Origin of the sequence: Pantoea sp. 9140 (assembly GCF_000745295.1) — a bacterium.
Taxonomy (GTDB): Bacteria; Pseudomonadota; Gammaproteobacteria; order Enterobacterales; family Enterobacteriaceae; genus Pantoea; species Pantoea vagans.
This window is the reverse complement of record NZ_JQNO01000001.1, coordinates 2,351,986-2,369,854: the sequence shown is the minus strand read 5'-3', so window position 1 is coordinate 2,369,854 and position 17,869 is coordinate 2,351,986. Positions and strand designations below refer to the sequence as shown.

Genomic DNA, 17,869 nt, shown 5'->3' with positions numbered 1-17,869 from the left:
GCCACTATCGGGTCAGCGCCCCGGTCAGCATCTGCAACTCTGCCGCAGAATGCAGCGCAGTGGCAGCAAGCAGTTCTGGCGACGTGTCACCCAGCGCCTGATGTAGCTTACTGCTGACATTCACGCCCTCCGCCAGCGATTGCTGGCGTGTACGGCGCTGATGCAGTGCTGTGCCATCCGCAAGCGTCAGCGTAACGACGTGAAAGCGCAGAGCGGGATTGAGCGCATCGGGCGGCGCACTCTGATCCGGCGTGCGACGTACGCGGGCGGCCAGCGGCATAACCTGATGATTGAGATCGCCTTCCGCAAAATCCTGCAAGCGCAGATCGCCATAAATCAGCATGGCGGCAATCACATATTCCAGGCTGAAGCGCGCTTCAATACCGTTAACCGGCACCCGTATCGAGGCGGCGATGTCACCGCCTGGCGGGAAGCCGACGGTGATATCAACAATCTGGCTCAGCAGCGCATCCAGCGGTTTACCCGCCGCCAGCCACTGCTGGCGCAGGCTGCGGGCCGCTTCTGCCGCACTATGCGTACCGGCGCAGGTCGGGAAGGGTTTGAATTCAAGTCCCGGCGTGCTGATCCGCCACGGGCTGCCCCAGTTTTCCAGTAATTTCTCCGGCTGTGCCTGGTCCGCGCTGCTGGCGGCAACAAAGGCTTCAATAACCCCCTGCTGGCGGCCATTGATTCCGGCCAGGGTCAGCTGAGCCGCTGTCACGGCCCGTTCGGCGGCAAAACCCGCGTGCAGCGGTTTTACCGCCGAACCAAACTGAGCGCGTAATCCGCTGGCCTGGGTCGCCGCAATGCCCAGCAGGGTGGCCGTGGTATCACTCTTCATCTCCAGCAGACGCGCCAGCGCCGCCGCCGCCGCAAGGGTCCCCAGCGTCGCCGTGTTGTGATAGCCCAGTGCGTAATGTTGCTGGCTGACCGCCAGCCCCAGACGACCGGCCATCTCTACCCCCGTGACGTAAGCATCCAGAAAATGCTCCAGGCTTCTGGGCTGAACCCGTTGCCAGGCGAAAAGTGCAGGCAGGATCACGACGCTGGGATGACCGCGAAAATCGGCATGAAAGTCGTCGTAGTCCAGCGCATGTCCTGCATAGCCCAGCAGCAGCGCCTGTGAACGCACGCTGCCATCGCTGTAGAGGGTGCGCAGAGCCGGTAAGCCGCTATCCGGTACGGTGCCCTGCAGCACCGGCCAGCTCACCGCCAGAAAATCCCGGATGCCTTCGCGCGCATGCTCACGTGCAGGGGCATCCGGCTGGCCGCTGAGAATCGCATCCGCCAGCGCGGCAGTCAGGCTCATTGTGGTCGCTCCGGAGAAAGGAGTGCCGCCCGTGCCAGCTCGGCCAGATAGCGCGCCGTTGGCAGCAGCACCTCATCGTTAATGCGAAAAGCAGGGTGATGCAGTGCATAGGGTTCACCGGTGCCCACCATCATAAAGGCACCAGGCAACTGTTGCTGATAGAAGGCAAAATCTTCACCAATCGGACTTGCCTCGACCACGCGTGCTTCCAGTCCGCTGTTCTCAGCCTGCTGCAAAGCAAAGTCCGCCCAGTGCGCATCATTTACTACCGATGGCGGCCCGGCGTGCCAGGTAAAGCTCACCTGCGCATCAAAGGCTGCCGCGATGCCCGCCACAATTGCCCGAAAGCGCTGCTCAAGACGCTGGCGGGTGGATGATGAAAACGAGCGCACCGTGCCGTCCAGCCATGCACTATCCGGGATGACGTTCCAGGTGCTGCCGCTGTGGATCTGGGTGATAGAGACCACCGCGTTATCGGCAGAAGGAGCGTTGCGGCTGATCAGCGTCTGCGCCGCCGAGACAATCTGTGCCGCGATGACAATCGGATCGTTGCCCTGATCGGGTTTGGCGGCATGGCTGCCGATACCGGTAATCGCAATGTCAAAACGGTCGACGGCGGCAGTGAGCGGCCCGGCTCTGGAACCGATGACGCCAGCAGGCAGTGAAGGATCGTTGTGGATACCGAAAATCGCCAGCGCGTCAGTCAATGCGCCGCTGGCAATCACCTCTGGCGCGCCCTGGCCGGTCTCCTCTGCTGCCTGAAAAAGAATCCGTACCCGGCCTGGCAGGTTCGCTTCCTGCTGCTTTAACAGGATCGCCGCGCCCAGTGCCGCTGCGCTGTGAAAATCATGACCGCAGGCGTGCATTACGCCCGGATGCTGCGAGCGATAGCGGACGCCAGACTGCTCTTCAATCGGCAGCGCGTCGATATCGGCCCGCAGTACAATCAGCGGCCCCGCTGACGCCCCGATTTCCGCCACCAGGCCGGTTTTCAGCGGCAGATCGAGAATGCGTATCTGATGCTGTTCCAGCTGATCGCGCAGTCGGCGCGTGGTCTCAAACTCCTGATTCGACAGCTCCGGGAACTGGTGCAGTTCGTGACGGAAGGCGATCAGCGGTTCGCCTAATGTCGGGGGGATAGTGATGCTCATTGTGGGTTTCCTTGTGCGGCTGTCTGGCGGCTCACCCAGGCATCGTGTGCCACCGGGTCCAGAATTTTCTTCATATAGAGGGTGATATGACCCTTGCCGAGGTCGCGGGTATGCATTGGCTGAAAGCCGCGCTTCAGGTACATCGCCTGCAGCCAGGGGTGACTGGTGGCGGTTCCCAGCGAGACCGCAGGAGCACGCAGCTGATCGATCAGAATCGCCTGTTCGACCCGTTCCAGCACCTGACGACCAAACTGCTGGCCGGGATAGTCAGGGTGCGCGCCGAACCAGCCAATATGCGGCAGACCAAACGGGCCGGGCAGCGGCCCCCAGGGATAGCGGACGGTCACTGACGAGACCATCTTCTCATCAGCATAGAGCGCATACACCCCGTGGCTCTGCAGGTGGCCCAGAGCCATAGCGCGGTCTGCGGTGGCGGCATCAAACTTAATGCCCAGCGCTTTCACCGGCGCATAGGCCGCATGCATCAGCGCCAGATAAACATCTGTTTCATCTTCTCTGACCTGACGAAAATCGAGTTGCATATTCTTTTCCGGAACACTGCCTGATAAGCAGTTAATTAATTCAGCCAGAGGGGCAGATTAACAGTAAAAAGCCGGGTCGCTATATGTGAAAAATAACTAACCTCATGCAGATTTGTGAATAAAAAATGGCCGGTTTTCAATTGCTTAAATTGCTGGTTGTCGTAGTATTTAAAAAAGAAATAACACTACCCACTCGTTAATAACTAAATGTAATTAAAGCCTTTTTGGCCTAATTCTTATAATCAGGATGCCGCTGTGTTAGCGATTACTTCTCCGCGAGCCTATGCACATGAGGCGGGCCTGCGTGCACGCGTCGGTGAGTTTATTAAACCCTACGCCAGCCATATCCGGATATTGACCTCGCCGCACGCGTGGCAGGCGGTTAATCCGGAATTAAGCCAGAGTCTTGAGGCATCGGGCATTCACTGGCAGCTGGACTATTTAGCGGGTGAATGTACTGAAGAGGCAATTGCCCGCGTAAAACAGCAAACCGAACAGCAGGGCGCAGAGTTGCTGCTGGCGATTGGCGGTGGACGGGTGCTGGATGCCGCTAAAGCCGCCGCCAGCCAGTTACCGGCACTTACGCTGGTTAACTTTGCTACTCAGGCAGCGACCTGTGCCGCCTGGTCACCGATTGCCATCATCTATAACGAAGCGGGCGGGCATCTGCGCAGCCAGCCGCTGGGCAAAATGCCGGAACTGTTGCTGGTGGACAGTGAGGTCATTGCCCGGAGCGACGTGCGCTTTCTGAAAGCGGGCATTGTGGATGCGCTGGCAAAATATTACGAATTCCGCCCTTACCAGCGGCATAACCCCGACGATCTGGCGCTGGATTTAAAGGTGATGACCGCGCGGCAGGCGGCAGATGTGTTTCAGCAATATGGCGAGGCCGCGATAGCCGCCTGCCAGCAGCAGCGGGTTACACCCGAACTGGTCAAAGTCATCGATGCCAGTATCGTGCTGGCCGGGCTGGCGAACAGCGTGCGCGACGCGCTGCCGACGCCAGGGCTGGCGCATGCCATCCATAATCGTCTGACCCACCAGCCGGAACTCCATCACTGGCTGCACGGCGAAAAAGTGGGCTTCAGCCTGCTGGTGCAGTCGCTGATTGAGCATGGCGGGGAGCCGGATGCAGAACTGCTGGCGCTGCTGCGCTATTACGGCATGCCACTAAAGCTTCCTGCATTGCCGGGCGATCGTGATACGGCGCTGCGTCACATCGCACAGCAAATTAAATTTCCCAAAGCCTGCGCAGAACGCCTGCCGTTTACCGTCTCTGCCAACACGCTGGAACAGGCCCTGCTGGCGACCGACACCCTTCTTTAAGCGTGCTGCGGCGCGCTTTTTCATCTTTCAGACCAGGAATCTTTTATGAACTCTGCAACTTCACCACGTCGCCTGCGGCTCGGCCTGTTTGTTCAACCTGTGGGTCAGCACGTCAGTGGCTGGCGTCTGACCGAACAACTGGGCGATCCCACCGATATTGACTGGCTGATCGCTCTGGCGAAAAAAGCCGAAGCGGGTAAGTTCGACCTCTTCTTTGTGGGTGATGCCCTGGCAACCAGCATGTATCGTCTGCCGTCCACCATGGCCCGTCTTGAACCTCTGACGATGCTGGCGGCGCTGGCAGTTAATACCCGGCGCATTGGCCTGGCCGCGACCGCCTCCACCACCTTCAGCGATCCCTTTACGCTGGCGCGCAGCTTCTCTTCGCTGGATCACATCAGCCGGGGCCGTGCCGCGTGGAACGTCGTGACCTCGTTTTCCACAGACGTTGCGCGTAACTTCAGCCGCAGCGACATGCCCGATCATGCTTCACGCTACGCCCGTGCGCGTGAATTCCTTGAGGTAGCCTGTAAACTGTGGGCGGGCTGGGAAGAGGGCGCCGTGCAGCCGGATAAAGCGACCGGAAACTATTTTGTTGATGAGAAGATCCAGCCGATTAATCATCAGGGTGAACATTTTCAGGTGCAGGGTCCACTGAATATCACCCGTTCGCCGCAGGGCCGTCCGGTGATTATCGAAGCGGGTTCATCGGCAGATGGTCAGAAGCTGGCGGCGGAGACGGCGGAAGTGATCTTTACCGCCTCTGCCAGTCTGGAGGAAGCGCAATCCTTCTATCGTGCGCAGAAGGCGCAGGTGGTGGCTGCCGGACGTAACCCGGATCAGGTGGTGATCATGCCTGGCGTCATGCCGATTATTGGCCGCACGCGCGAAGACGCTAAGGCGCTGTGGAAAGCGCTGAATACGCTGGTGGATATTGAGAATGGGCTGCGTCAGCTCTCACTGCGGTTCAGCATGGATCTCAGTCAGTATCCGCTGGATGGCCCGGTGCCGGAGGTGCCGCTGGGCGAAGGGAACCAGAGCCGCGTTAAGCTGATGACCGATATGGCAAAACGCGAAAACCTGACGCTGCGCGAACTGGCCGCCGTCGCCGCCGGTTCCCGCGGACACCGCGTGATTGTCGGTACGGCTGAAGATATCGCCGATGATTTCCAGCTGTGGCTGGAGCAGGGCGGTGCGGATGGCTTCAACATCATGCCCGCCATCATGCCGGAACAGCTCGATCTGTTTGTGGAACGGGTGATCCCGGAATTGCGCCGTCGCGGGCTGTTTCGTGAGGAGTATGAGTTTGCCACGCTGCGTCAGAATCTGGGGCTGGACGTGATTTAACAGCCGGGCTCACTCTCATCGCGTGGAATGTTGTCGCCTGTACCGCACGGAGTCTGCCAGAAGATGACGTGCGGTTAGTTTAACCAGCACGAAATCTGTATCGTGCCTCACGCTTTACCAAAACCGTTTTGCAAATCACTGCCTGCCCGATATAACAGACATTCACTCTTCTGACCGCGAGCGTACTGAATGTCAGACTACAGGTTCTATTCCAGAGGCAAACACACCGTTGCATTGAAAAGATCAGATGTAAAAAGGGCTTCAGATCTGACAGAGCAGGGGTATAAAAAAGAGTTTGAGGAAGTGCGTGCATCAGATGAAACAGAGGCGCTGGCACGCTTCGCGGATATCCGCAGGAACCAGCGTATTGACCAGCACAACTTCCTGGCGGGCGCAGCGACCATGCCGCTGATTGGCGTGCTGACAGCCGTAGCTACTTTTCTCTTCTGGCGTAAAAGAGCAGGAAAGTAGGGCTATTCTGACACAGAGAATCAGGATTTAGCTATTCTGATTTCCCGCTTCACCAGGGCACAGATTCCGTCGCCTCTTCACTTAAAAGGATTTATCCATGAAAACGGTCATCGCTATTTTCTGCTGCATTCTGTCAGCTGGTTGTGCGCCTCTTACACCACATGAATGTATTAAAAAAAGCGCACTTGATAGTTGTAGTTATAAACGCTCAGGAAAAGTCAGCGACAAAGATATCTATGGCCAGCAGGCATCGGGTATTAAAAAATCACTGGATGACGCGCTGTCAGCGCCGCACGCCTGGAATGGGAAACGCTGTAATGTGCATCTGGATTTTAAAAAGGATGGCACTCTGGAGAACTTTATTATTAAAAGGGGCGATAAAGATTACTGCCAGGCATTAGCCGAGGCAGCAAAACGCGCCAGATTCCCGGCGTTTACCGATCAGCATGTTTTTGACGTAATGGGATCGGCGCGCTGGAATATGGAAGGGCAACCCTGACTCTCTTCTGTCCGGTTAAATCAGTCTACCAGACAGCCCGCAATTGCGGGCTGTCTGCTTTCTCAGCGACAGAATGTATCAGAACTGATACGAAACGCTGACGTTCACGTTGCGCGGCTCACCGTATACGTAACTGTTCATATAACTGTAGTACTCGCGGTCAAAAAGGTTATCGACGTTGGCCTGCACCGCGACCTGCTTATTCACCTGATAGCGGGCAAACAGTGAGGCCAGGGGATAACTGCCCTGATAAACTCTTACGCTGTCGCCGCTGGCATTGGTGACATCTTTAAACACCCGGTTCTGCCAGTTGACGCCGCCACCGACAGTCAGGTCGGGGATTGCGGCCAGCTGATAACGGGTAAAAAGCTTAAATGAGGTTTGTGGCTGATAGCTGTTAAAGCGGCCACTTTGGTCACGTGCCACATAGCGGGTTGCACCAAAGGTCAGTTGCAGATTATCAGTCAGCGCACCATTCAGTTCGAACTCGGCACCTTTACTCACGGCACCTTTCGCTGCGGCATAGGCCTGCTCACTGCCGCTCAGGTAGACGCCATCCAGTGCCTGACCGACGTTGTCCTGCTCGAGGCGGAAAATCGCCACGCTGGCCGTCAGCAGCCCATCGTTCCAGGCCGATTTAAGACCGGTTTCATAGCTTTTGCCGGTGACAGGCGAGAGGTAACTGCCATGGGTATCACGATATGTCTGCGGAAGGAAAATGGCGGTATAACTGCCATAAGCGGACCAGGTATCATTGATGTCATAGACCAGACCGGCATACGGCGTGGTGTTGTTATTGGTCATCTCTCCGCTGCTGCCGTTCGTACTCCACTGGGTATAGCGTGCGCCAACGATGAGTGACAGCGGATCGGCCAGCGACAGACGTGCAGCGCTATACACCGATTTCTGACGAACCGTATCATCATCATTGAGATACCAGCCCTGCCATTCAGGTTCTGCTACGTTACCGTTCCAGTGATTATTGAAAATACCCATATCGGCAGTGGAGATTTCACGCGCCGCCACATCACTGAATCCATCCTGACTGTAGGCGGCATTGTGCTGGCGACTGTAGCTCGCACCCGCCATTAACAGGTGCTGACGGCCCAGCAGTTCAAAGGGTCCGCTGGCGAAACCATCTATGGAATCCATTTTACGCTTGCCACGATCCATGCTGCCGTAACCGGTGGTCCCTTCACCGCTCTCCTGGTCGGGATTGCCCATCACATAGAGCAGCTTATCGCTGAAGGTGTTTTCGGCGTGTGTGCCGTTGATATGAATATTCCAGCCGTTATCAAAATTATGCTCAATGTCCGCAAAGACTTTACGCGAGTTGGTGTTGTAACGTGCCCAGTTGGCTGACGAATTCAGGCTCCGGTCGTAATGCGTGGTGGCATTATTGCTGTAAAACATTGGCAGGCCACCCCAGGTGGGATTTCCGGTATTGTCATCTTCATAGTCGTAACCCAATGATACTGTTGTCCTTTCAGTGAGATCGGCATCAATCACACCGTAAATGAATTTTTTGGTCTTCTGATAGCGGTCAAGCCAGCTCTGCTGGTCGGTATAGCCGGTCACCACACGACCGCGCAGACTGCCGTCGCCGTTCAGCGGAGAGGAGAGATCTGCTACATACCGCTGTCTATTCCAGCTGCCGTAGCTGGCACTCAGCGTGCCGGTGGCGGTTTTGCTGTCGGCATGTTTACGCACCATGTTGATTGAGGCCGAAGGGCTGCCCGCGCCGGTCATCAGCCCGGTTGCACCGCGCACGATCTCAATGCGGTCATAGATAGCCGTGTCGGACGCCGCATCGCCATAGTTCCACGTATCGTTGACCGACGTCGGAATGCCATCGAAGGTGAAGTTGCTGACCTTAAAGCCACGTGAATAGTATTCGGAGCGTTCACTGTCGATTAGATTGGTGGAGATACCGGTGGCATTGGTCAGCACATCATTAACGGATTGCAGATCCTGATCCTGCATCCGCTGCTGTGTCACCACGCTAAGGGATTGCGGTACATCTCGTGGTGTCAGCATCAATTTAGTGCCCGCGCGGGTGGTCTGGACTGCGTAATTCTGTTTATCGCTTTCACCGCTATCGGCGGGGCTCGCGCTGACGACCATATCCTGCGATGTTTCCGCTGCCGCCAGAGCGGGGTTGAGAAGAGCGTGTACCGCCAGTGCCAGCAACGAGAGGCTGAAAACGTTTTTACTTTCTGATTCCCTGCCACTACAAGCCATAAATTTCCCATTAAATGTTGGTAATGCGTTAAGCCATTACGTTTGATTGTTATTTTTCTCAGCCCATCACAGGAAGACAGATGTCGAATTCATTGTGAGAATGCCAATGATAATCATTTGCTTTATAAATTCTCTTCAAGATTCAAATCAAGATGTAACATTATATTAATTTGATATAAATCAATTAAATAAGCGCGATAAAAGCCCTGTAATTGCTGACGTTTTCCTGTTTTTAGCACTGAAAAAGGGCGAATAGAACTCAAAAAAAAGCGGAAATTGAACGTTTATGCCGTGATAACGCACTGGAGGGCTAAAGGAATTTGAGCTGTTATTTGCTTAGTGATTGTTAATGAGTATGATTCTCATTCTTTATTCAGGCCGATCAGAATGGCCCGGCACCCTTTATTCCCTGATGGAGTTCTGCATGAAATCGTTAAGCCCGCGCAAAGCCGCTGTTGCCATGGCTGCCGCCGCTGCCATTAGCCTGACAGCGTGTCAGGCACCTGCTAAAAAAGTTGATGCGCCTGCCGCTGAAGCCCCAAAACCGGTTAATACCGCAGTGACACAACGCGCTCTGGGTGATGGTCTGTACGAAATGGCTTACTCCTCTGCGTCAAAAGCGTTGTTTGTCGCCAGCGCGCAGGCGTTTAAGGATGTGAACGGCGGCATGATCTATCGTCTCGACCCGGCCACGCTGACGACTAAAGGCGAAACGCATACCGACATGAAAAACTTCGGTACCGCTATCGATGAAAACGGTCAGGTGTTCTACACCACCAACTCACTGGATGGCGCGATCTCCAAAGTGGACGCCCAGAGTGGCAAAGTGCTGCAGCGTCTGGTGTTCCCGGGCAAGATCAGTAAAGAGGGCTATCCGGCTGGTGCGCGTGAAGTCCTGTGGCACGGCAACGAGCTTTATGTCGGTCGCGTAGCCGAACCGGGGTATATCTCCGTCGTGGATACCCGAACCTTTAAGCTGAAAACCGAGATTAAAAACGCCGGGAAATGGGTCACCGGTATCATCTATTCCCCGCTGACTGAGCGCATTTATGCGGCCAATGGCTCGGGTGAAATTCTGGTGATCAATCCACGCAGCCATAAAATTGAGAAGCGCTGGACCGCAGGCGATGGCAAAGAGTATCTGTTCCTGAACATGGCGGAAGATCCTGCCACCAGTCGGCTATTTGTGACTGACGATTCCAAAGGCAAAGCGACGCTGATCTTTGATGAGCGCACCGGCACAGTGATCAAGCGCATCAAAGGCGATGCGATGGGCATCAAGTTCAACGCTAAACGCAATGAGCTTTACATCAGCCAGCGCGAATCGAAGAAAGTGCTGCAACTGGATGCCACCACCTACGCGGTGAAAAACAGCTGGTCGTTTGACAAGAATCCAAACAGCCTGTTGATTGGCCCGGACAACAATACGCTCTATGTCACCCTTAAAGCGGAATTTAACAAAGACTCCTCCACTAAAGGCACTGATGAGATTGCCCGTATCGTGTTGCCATAAACGTACGCCAGGCGTTATCTCTTAGCGTTCAGCCGCTGACCTTCCTGAAGTCCACTCTGGAAAGCCTGAGTGGGCTTTCGTCCTGACAGCAATGAGACCACCACACCCGCAGAAGATCAGATAGAGCTCGCCACTCTGTGCAAATCTTGTGCAGTCTTCACTATCGTAGCTGAATACCTCTCTGGCATTTCATTAAAGATCGCTGCTGATCCTATTCCGCTACATCACACTCGGTTATCGCTTTACACCTATATAGCATCTGACCTATATTGATAAGGAGATCGCGTGTGGATGATTAAAACGACAGAGCGGTTTGATCGCTGGTTTACGTCGCTTAATGACAGCGATCGCGCCTGCGTGCTGGCTGCATTGATGGTGTTGCGGGAAAAGGGGCCGGGATTAAGCCGACCCTATGCGGATACGATTAAAGGTTCCGCTTATAGCAACATGAAAGAGTTACGTATCCAGAGCCGCGGCGACCTAATAAGGGCTTTCTTTGCTTTTGACCCGAACCGCACGGCAATTGTGCTGTGTGCCGGTAATAAGGCGGGCAATGAAAAGCGATTTTATCAGGAGATGCTTCCGGTTGCCGATCGGGAATTCACACACTGGCTAAAAAGCTTTAACCATAAGGAGTAGCGTGATGGGCAGAACGCTGGAACAGCTTATTGCGGATGAAAAACCGGAAGTCGTTGCCGACGCACAGGCTATGGCGACCGAAATCCTGCTCAACATTCACCTTGCCGAGCTGCGTGAGAAAGTGCAGAAAACGCAGGTGGAAATGGCGCAGGCGCTGGGCATCACACAGCCGACCGTGGCGGGTATGGAAAAGCCGGGGCGTGACCTGAAGCTTTCCACGCTCAAACGCTACGTCGATGCGGCGGGGGGGAAACTGCGGCTGGTGGTGGAGCTGCCGGATGGTTCCCACTTCGGGTTCGTGGTGTAAGCCTCTGGCGTGAAAACCATGCCGCCGTGATTAAAAACATCAATGCAAAAAGCCCGCTCAGGTTTCCCTGAGCGGGCTTTTCTAATTCTGGCTCCTCTGACTGGGATCGCCTTTGCCAATAACTGGCTAATGTGTAAGCTAAACCTGAAAACTCTCCCTGTCAAGACCACCAGAATGACCACTAATCAAAACTGATTCAATAAAACTGATTTGAGCAGTCTCATGCATTTAGAGATCGCTACTATTGTCACATCTACAAGTGCTGTCTGTTCTGTGCCAGAAGCGGACATTGATACCATTGATCTATGTTAGCTTATGAGGATCAAATCAGGATGTCCTCATAGTTGATATGAGGACATTGCTGATGTCGTGATGTGCTCATTAGTGGGAAACAAGCACTATCGCTTTGCCTCGCAAGCAATCTTCAGGGCTAACCCTGCCAGTACAGTACCCATAAACCAACGTTGCGCTTTTATCCATGAAGGACGACTTGAAAGAAACCCTGCTATTGAACCTGCAACGAGGACAATCATGGAATTTACCATCAGGCTTATAAAGATTTGGACACATCCAAGGGCCAGTGACTGACTTAGAACGCTGCCATGGTCTGGTTGAATAAATTGCGGAAGCAAAGATAAATACATAATGGCAATTTTAGGGTTAGCGAGATTAGTAATGAAGCCCATCATAAATAGTTTATTAGGGCCATCAACCGACATCTCTTTAACGGAAAAAGGGGCATTTCCACCGGGCTTTACAGCTTGCCAGGCGAGATAGAGAAGGTAAGCAGCTCCGCCAAAACGAAGTAAATCATAGGCATAAGGAATGGCAAACACAAATGCTGTTATGCCGAATGCGGCACAAAGCATGTAGAAGACAAAGCCAAGCGCAATGCCGCCCAAGGAAATAAGCCCAGCGCGTTTTCCCTGGCAAATGGAGCGAGAAATTAAATAGATCATGTTTGGGCCGGGAGTTAATACCATTCCTAACGCAACCAGACCAAAAGTAAGAATATGTACGTAATCAGGCATAACTTATCTCCAAGGAAGGTTATGCCCAGACGCGCGGCTAGCAATGACCCATGCTCCCCGATAGTGATCTATCTTTAAGCGTCAGTAACATGAGCGCATTTATTATTACACAATATCAACAACACTGGGCTTCGCAAATCATAAACATTATTTGCTGCGGCAGTGAGAAGTTTACTCTATTCTCAGGGCCTGTTCGCGGAGAATTGTCAACTTCCGCTTTTCGCTCAAAGCAGACCCTCTCTGATTGATTGTGCTAAATCAGCAAAACCTATCGATCTTCATACGGACCGGGATGAACCCAGTGAACTGACGTATCTGGAAGACGCCATCATTAACGCCGGCATAGCCTATGGCTGGTTTGTCTGTTTTCTCAGGGACGGTGATATTCCGCCGCTGCCTGCCACTGCCAGAGAACTTCTCTGCGCACTGGACAGTCTCGGTAAAGAAATTAACCGGCCTGTCTGGGAGCAGGCTGTGACCCGAGGGCAGGATGAGGCTTGTGGTGACAAAGTTATCGCGGCCCTCGAAATGATGTAATCAGAAAGACAGAACACACCCTGACGGGGATTTACTCCCGTCCGGGGGATAAATCCCCCCCCCTTTTTTTATTCGCGGAGGATTTATCGATGAAAAACTTGTCTTCTTCGCAGGCTTCCATGTCGGTTGTCTACACCATCGAGCATGTCAGCACGGTTCCGTTGCATCACTGGCATGCTTTCGTACTGGCCGTAACAGACACTTTCTGGCAACTGCCGGTGCGACTGCGTCCGGGGAATACGTATCTGCCGTCGCTTAATCACGCGGCTGATCTGTTTCCGGTTGCTGATGTCATGGTGTTTTGTGGCGACACAGGCGGCAGTGCCCATGACCGACCGCCGCGACGACGATTTCCGGGTGCGCCCCAGCGCCCCGAAAAACCGGGGCAAAAGCAAGGGCCAGAGCTTCGTTTCCAATGTGCTCAAGCAGGCCGGCAAAGCCAGCAGCGGCAAGTCGGCGGCGCGCTTCGCCGGGGCGTGGCTGACGCCCATGTCGCGGCGCGTGACAATCAAGACCCTGCTGGTGAATCAACGCAACGCCAGCCTGCAGTCGCTCGCTAAGCACCTGCGCTACATCGAGCGTGACGGCGCCGACCGCGATGGTGAGCCGGGCTGGGCCTACGGGCCGCAGGCCGACGAAGCCGATCTGGATGCCTTCAAGGAACGCTGTGCCGACGACCGGCACCATTTCCGCTTCATCGTCTCGCCCGAAGATTGAGCCGAACTGGACGACCTGCGCACGTACACGCGGCACCTGATGGGCCGCATGGAAGCCGACCTGGGCACGCGGCTGGATTGGGTGGCGGTCGATCACTGGAACACCGACAACCCGCACACCCACTTGATCGTGCGTGGGTGCGACGACACCGGCAAAGACCTCATCATCGCGGGCGACTACATCGCCCACGGCTTCCGCCATCGGGCAGCCGAGCTGGCGACGGAATGGCTGAGGCCGCGCACCGAAATGGAGATTCAGCAGACCTTGCAACGCGAGGTGGAGCAAGAGCGGTGGACGAGCCTCGACCGTACCCTGCAACGTAAGGCCGGCGAGGATGGCCGGGTGCAGGTCGAACGCTTCAACGAACCGACGCTGCAACTCCAGCGCCTGCTGCTGATCGGTCGCCTGCAACGCTTGCAGCGCCTGGCCTGACCGAGCAGCCCGGCACCTGGGCCGTGCATGCGGACGCGGAAAAGACCTTGCGCGCCTTGGGCGAACGTGGCGACATTATCCGAACGATGTAGCGTGCCATGAGCGGGCAGCCGCGCGAGCTGGCCGTGTTCGAGCCGGGCGACAATGGCCGCAGCAGCATCGGTCGCTTGGCCGCGAAGAGGCTGGCCGACGAGTTGCACGATCGGGGCTATCTGGTCATCGACGGCACGGATGGCAAGGCGCACTACGTCGCGCTGAACGCCCGCGACGAGCTGGCGAACTACCCCAAGGGCGCGGTGGTGGAGGTGAAGGGTTCGGCCGACGTGCGCGCGGCCGACAAGAACATCGCTGCGCTGGCGAGCGATGGCCTATACCGCGCCGATCATCACCTGGCAATCGAACAGGGCCGGGCCACGCCCTGATGCGACCCGCAGGAGGTTGTCGCCGCCCACGTCCGCCGGCTGGAAGCCCTGCGCCGCGCCGGCATCGTGGAGCGCATGGCCGAAGGGCTATGGAAGGTGCCGGACGACCTGGCCGAACGTGGCCGCCAGTACGACACACAGCGGCTGGGCGGTGTCACCGTAGAGCTGAAATCGCACTTGCCCATCGAGCGGCAGGCGCGCGTGATCGGCGCGACCTGGCTGGATCAGCAGTTGATCGGCGGCGGCCGAGGGCTGGGCGACCTAGGCTTTGGTGGCGACACCAAGGGGGCCTTGCAGCAGCGCACTGACTTCCTCGAAGAACAGGGGTTGGCCCAACGGCGCGGGCAGCGCGTAATCCTCGCCCGCAATCTGCTGGGCACGTTGCGCAATCGGGAACTGGCGCAAGCCGCCAAGGACATTGCCGCCGCAACCGGCCTAGAACATCGCCCGGTTGCGGACGGGCAGCGCGTAGCTGGCATCTACCGGCGCTCCGTCATGCTCGCCAGCGGACGCTACGCGATGCTAGCATGGGCTTCTCGCTGGTGCCGTGGAGATCAGTGATGGAACAGAGACTGGGGCAGCATCTCGCTTCGACAGTGCACGGGGGAGCAGTGTCGTGGGAATTTGGGCAGCAAAGTGGGCCGTCAGTTAGATGTTCGCCTATTTTTAGTAGCAGGTACACGATGCAACTAATGAATACTACGCATGGAAGCGCTGCGGCTGATGCACACCGACGTGGCGCGCAACTGCAAGGTCGAGGATCTCGCGAGTGTCGCCGGCATGTCGCGGCCGGACTTCGCGCTCAGGTTCAAGGAGCACGCGGGACTGCCGCCGCTGGACTACCTGATCCGCTGGCGCATTCACTTGGCGCGACAGCTCTTACGCCGTGATGGCGCCATTGCAAAGTCGCTGGGGCGTGCATCAGAAAGTGCCTTCTACAGCGTCTTTAAACGCATGTTTGCGCTCTCCGAAGCGCTATTGGGCGCGCAGGCGTAACCGACGCCGGTAGTCTGGGCAGGCACGCCCGACCGGTCGCAGTACCTTAGCAGGATCAAAAGCCTGCGCGGGCAGGAACTCCTCCTGCCACGCCCGTAGGTGGATATCCTAGGCTGAGGCCCCAGCTTCGCGTGCCGCAACCAGTTTGTCCGGGTCCATGCCCAGCGGCTTTTTCGCGAAGGCCTCAGAGTTCTGCATGTGGTCTAGCGCTGCCCAATGGTCGGTGTAGTTGTTGACATTGAGTTCCACGCTATTGCCGTCCGGGTCTTCGTAGTAGAAGGCGGTCTGCGGCCCTTCGTCCACCGAGAACACCGGTACGATACTTTTGCGCTTGAGTCGCACGTAGGTACCCAGCAGGTCGTCGAGCGAGTTCAACTCGAAGGCGATGTGCTGGATGCGTAGATGATGCGAACGCTGAGGGTCGCGAATCAGGCCCGGCACCTCGATCACCGCCAAGCGGTGGCTGATCTCGTCGTTGCTCAGGAAGGCGGCCTTTATTTATTGCCGCCGCCGGGCTACCTCCCGGGGCCGCCGTAGGATTGGGCGAGCTGCTGACCAGCCGCATCCCCAGCACCGTCTGATACCACTGGAACAGGCGTTGCAAATTGCCGGTCAGCAGACCGACATGCTGTAGCTTGGGATGAAGAATGGCATCGGTATTCAGGGTCATGGGAATCCCTTCGAGAGAATGTTCAGAGCTTAGAGGAACCGCGCCTCAATTACGTTCAAGGCAGACGCAGGCCGCGCTGGGCCGCCAGTTCGGTGGTTATGTCCCATAGCCGGGCCGCATCACCGGAATCGAACTGCAAGGCCTGCGGCTCGAAGCGCTTTGGGCGACGCAGGACCGCGCCGTTCAGCCCCTGTGCGGAGGCCTGGGTCAGCACCCGCACAGCATTGGTTGCCGATACCTCGGGTGTGGTGCCGAATTGGCCCATCAGGCGCATCGCCAGCGGCATGCGCGGGTCGGCCATCGCCTTGGTCTTGGTCGAGTTCACGCAGGTGGCGGTCAGACTGACCGGCAGATCTCGCCAGCGCTGCGCGGCTTCCTGGATGTGAAGGAAGCCCAGGATGTGGGTACCCAGCACCGACTTGAAGAACCCCCACTTGCGCCGCTCGAATTGTAGGTCATCCAGATCAGGCTTGAAGAAGCCCGGTACGTCACCTGCGATATGCACGACGCGGCCGTCGCCCGATGCGGCCAGCCGCTCCACCAGTAGTCGGTTAAGCGCCGTGCGCGCGAAGTACTGGAGAGCAAAGGCGAACTCGAAACCGTCTGCCGTGACCTGCTTGCCCTGGAACGCGGCCATCGCCGTGTGCAGCACGCCGTGCAGTTCGGAGCGCCATGCGCGTACGCCATCGGCCACCTGCTGGATGCCCGCCACGGTGGCCAGATCGCCGGCGAGGAAGTCGGCCGACACCGCGCCAGCGGCCCGAGCCGCTTCGACGACGGCCTGGCCGTCCTTCTCGCCGCGGCCCACGATCAGCACCGAGGCGCCGCGCCTGGCCAATGCCAGCGCCGCCGCACGGCCCATGCCGGCCGAACCGCCGAAGAACACGAAGTTGTTGCCGCGCACGTTGCGCTCGGCGGGGGACGTTGCCATGGCGATCAGGCCTCCATCGAAGAAATCGGGCAAGAGAGTGAACCGCAGTGATGAAACTGCCCGCTTGAACTGCACGAGTTTATGCGATTATAGTCGATAATCAAATAAGGATGATTTTTAGTACCTAGTATGAAAAAAATACTAATGCAACCACATCCACCGCTCCGGCCGAGATAGCAGCCATGCGCGAGAAGATGCGCCGCGCCGTGAGCCTGATTAGCGGCAAGTGGAAGTTGGAAATCCTGTGGCTGCTCAACCAGCGCACCTATCGCTTCAGCGAGCTACGGCGCGCCATTCCCGATGTGACGCAACATATGCTCACGGCACGGTAGCGCGAGCTGGAAGGCGATGGACTGGTGCGGCGAACGGTCTACGCCGAGGTGCCGCCACGCGTGGAGTACGAAATCACCGATACCGCACGGCGGTTGAGGCCGGTATTCGAGGCGATTCTTGCGTGGGCCGACGCCAGCGGCGATGCGCGGCTTCCGTGCTGACCGGCAGGCGAACACTCGCGGATGTTTTGTTAGGCAATCGCCGGATAGGCGCCAGTCCCCTCGGGCCAAGGCGTCAGCACCTCGAATCCCTCGGCCGTCACTGCAACAATGTGCTCCCACTGGGCGGACAGCGAATGGTCGCGCTTGACGACGGTCCAACCATGGGACAGTTGCCTGGTATCGCGCTTGCCGGCATTGAGCATCGGCTCGATGGTGAAGACCATGCCTTCCTCCAGTCGCAGCCCCTGTCGGGATCTTCTGATTAGTTGCCGGATTGATGGCGTGGGCGACGCC

General features: G+C 56.8%; 17 protein-coding genes, 2 pseudogenes and 1 riboswitch. Of the genes and pseudogenes, 11 read left to right on the top strand and 8 right to left on the bottom strand.

Annotated elements, in window-relative coordinates; genetic code table 11:
- Positions 1–4: 4 nt before the first annotated feature.
- The 3 genes from FA92_RS11165 to FA92_RS11155 are packed head-to-tail and all read right to left on the bottom strand — an operon-like array spanning position 5 to position 3,002.
- The gene (locus tag FA92_RS11165) at positions 5–1,309 is read right to left on the bottom strand and encodes an MmgE/PrpD family protein (RefSeq protein WP_033783594.1); all 1,305 of its coding nucleotides are present in this window, start codon (positions 1,307–1,309) and stop codon (positions 5–7) included.
- Positions 1,306–2,460, bottom strand: a complete 1,155-nt coding sequence (locus FA92_RS11160; protein ID WP_033783593.1) for an amidohydrolase — start codon at positions 2,458–2,460, stop codon at positions 1,306–1,308. The genes FA92_RS11165 and FA92_RS11160 overlap by 4 nt, the downstream gene beginning before the upstream one ends.
- A complete protein-coding gene (locus FA92_RS11155) occupies positions 2,457–3,002 on the bottom strand; it encodes a GNAT family N-acetyltransferase (protein ID WP_033783592.1) in 546 nt (181 codons plus the stop codon). The genes FA92_RS11160 and FA92_RS11155 overlap by 4 nt, the downstream gene beginning before the upstream one ends.
- 255 nt (positions 3,003–3,257) lie before the next feature.
- On the opposite strand from FA92_RS11155, the gene FA92_RS11150 reads away from it, so the two are divergent.
- From FA92_RS11150 to FA92_RS11135, 4 genes are all read left to right on the top strand, one after another.
- Positions 3,258–4,328 (top strand): iron-containing alcohol dehydrogenase family protein, encoded by a 1,071-nt coding sequence (locus tag FA92_RS11150; protein ID WP_033783591.1) that lies wholly within the window; start codon positions 3,258–3,260, stop codon positions 4,326–4,328.
- A gap of 45 nt (positions 4,329–4,373) precedes the next feature.
- On the top strand, positions 4,374–5,675 hold the full coding sequence (locus tag FA92_RS11145) for an LLM class flavin-dependent oxidoreductase (RefSeq protein ID WP_033783590.1): 1,302 nt from the start codon (positions 4,374–4,376) through the stop codon (positions 5,673–5,675).
- Between the two features lie 189 nt (positions 5,676–5,864).
- Positions 5,865–6,146: a hypothetical protein gene (locus tag FA92_RS11140; RefSeq protein WP_033783589.1), complete on the top strand. Its 282-nt coding sequence runs from the start codon at positions 5,865–5,867 to the stop codon at positions 6,144–6,146.
- A gap of 97 nt (positions 6,147–6,243) precedes the next feature.
- A complete protein-coding gene (locus FA92_RS11135; protein ID WP_033783588.1) occupies positions 6,244–6,645 on the top strand; it encodes a cell envelope integrity TolA C-terminal domain-containing protein in 402 nt (133 codons plus the stop codon).
- Between the two features lie 78 nt (positions 6,646–6,723).
- Here FA92_RS11135 and fhuE read toward each other — a convergent pair whose 3' ends face one another.
- Entirely contained in the window at positions 6,724–8,886 is a 2,163-nt protein-coding gene (gene fhuE / locus FA92_RS11130; RefSeq protein ID WP_081917151.1) for a ferric-rhodotorulic acid/ferric-coprogen receptor FhuE, read from the bottom strand.
- A 424-nt stretch (positions 8,887–9,310) separates the two neighbouring features.
- On the opposite strand from fhuE, the gene FA92_RS11125 reads away from it, so the two are divergent.
- The 3 genes from FA92_RS11125 to FA92_RS11115 all read left to right on the top strand — a co-directional run bounded on the left by FA92_RS11125 (position 9,311) and on the right by FA92_RS11115 (position 11,345).
- The gene (locus FA92_RS11125) at positions 9,311–10,399 is read left to right on the top strand and encodes a YncE family protein (protein ID WP_033783587.1); all 1,089 of its coding nucleotides are present in this window, start codon (positions 9,311–9,313) and stop codon (positions 10,397–10,399) included.
- A 285-nt stretch (positions 10,400–10,684) separates the two neighbouring features.
- Entirely contained in the window at positions 10,685–11,038 is a 354-nt protein-coding gene (locus FA92_RS11120) for a type II toxin-antitoxin system RelE/ParE family toxin (protein ID WP_033783586.1), read from the top strand.
- Positions 11,039–11,042: 4 nt separating this feature from the next.
- Positions 11,043–11,345: a helix-turn-helix domain-containing protein gene (locus FA92_RS11115; protein WP_013358385.1), complete on the top strand. Its 303-nt coding sequence runs from the start codon at positions 11,043–11,045 to the stop codon at positions 11,343–11,345.
- A gap of 398 nt (positions 11,346–11,743) precedes the next feature.
- On the opposite strand, the gene FA92_RS11110 is transcribed toward FA92_RS11115, so the two are convergent.
- Positions 11,744–12,376 (bottom strand): LysE family translocator, encoded by a 633-nt coding sequence (locus FA92_RS11110; RefSeq protein ID WP_033783585.1) that lies wholly within the window; start codon positions 12,374–12,376, stop codon positions 11,744–11,746.
- Between the two features lie 16 nt (positions 12,377–12,392).
- Positions 12,393–12,475: riboswitch (ZMP/ZTP riboswitch) on the bottom strand.
- Between the two features lie 63 nt (positions 12,476–12,538).
- Between FA92_RS11110 and FA92_RS11105 the strand changes: the two genes are divergently transcribed.
- The 3 genes and pseudogenes from FA92_RS11105 (at position 12,539) to FA92_RS22685 (ending at position 15,480) form a co-directional block, all read left to right on the top strand.
- The gene (locus tag FA92_RS11105) at positions 12,539–12,913 is read left to right on the top strand and encodes a hypothetical protein (RefSeq protein WP_197061502.1); all 375 of its coding nucleotides are present in this window, start codon (positions 12,539–12,541) and stop codon (positions 12,911–12,913) included.
- A gap of 327 nt (positions 12,914–13,240) precedes the next feature.
- Positions 13,241–15,134 (top strand): annotated as a pseudogene (locus tag FA92_RS11100) (relaxase/mobilization nuclease and DUF3363 domain-containing protein); the annotation flags it as partial.
- Between the two features lie 55 nt (positions 15,135–15,189).
- Positions 15,190–15,480 carry a helix-turn-helix transcriptional regulator gene (locus FA92_RS22685; protein WP_081917149.1) on the top strand — a complete coding sequence of 97 codons (291 nt, stop codon included), beginning with the start codon at positions 15,190–15,192 and terminating at the stop codon, positions 15,478–15,480.
- A gap of 108 nt (positions 15,481–15,588) precedes the next feature.
- Here FA92_RS22685 and FA92_RS11095 read toward each other — a convergent pair whose 3' ends face one another.
- Together FA92_RS11095 and FA92_RS11090 are read right to left on the bottom strand one after the other, a co-directional pair.
- On the bottom strand, positions 15,589–15,930 hold the full coding sequence (locus tag FA92_RS11095; RefSeq protein WP_343251857.1) for a VOC family protein: 342 nt from the start codon (positions 15,928–15,930) through the stop codon (positions 15,589–15,591).
- A 275-nt stretch (positions 15,931–16,205) separates the two neighbouring features.
- Positions 16,206–17,081, bottom strand: coding sequence for an SDR family NAD(P)-dependent oxidoreductase (locus tag FA92_RS11090; RefSeq protein ID WP_051926516.1), 876 nt, complete (start codon positions 17,079–17,081; stop codon positions 16,206–16,208).
- A gap of 182 nt (positions 17,082–17,263) precedes the next feature.
- On the opposite strand from FA92_RS11090, the pseudogene FA92_RS11080 reads away from it, so the two are divergent.
- Positions 17,264–17,575: pseudogene (locus FA92_RS11080) on the top strand (helix-turn-helix domain-containing protein).
- A gap of 29 nt (positions 17,576–17,604) precedes the next feature.
- Here FA92_RS11080 and FA92_RS11075 read toward each other — a convergent pair.
- A complete protein-coding gene (locus FA92_RS11075; protein WP_255359546.1) occupies positions 17,605–17,850 on the bottom strand; it encodes a M24 family metallopeptidase in 246 nt (81 codons plus the stop codon).
- Positions 17,851–17,869 lie beyond the last annotated feature (19 nt).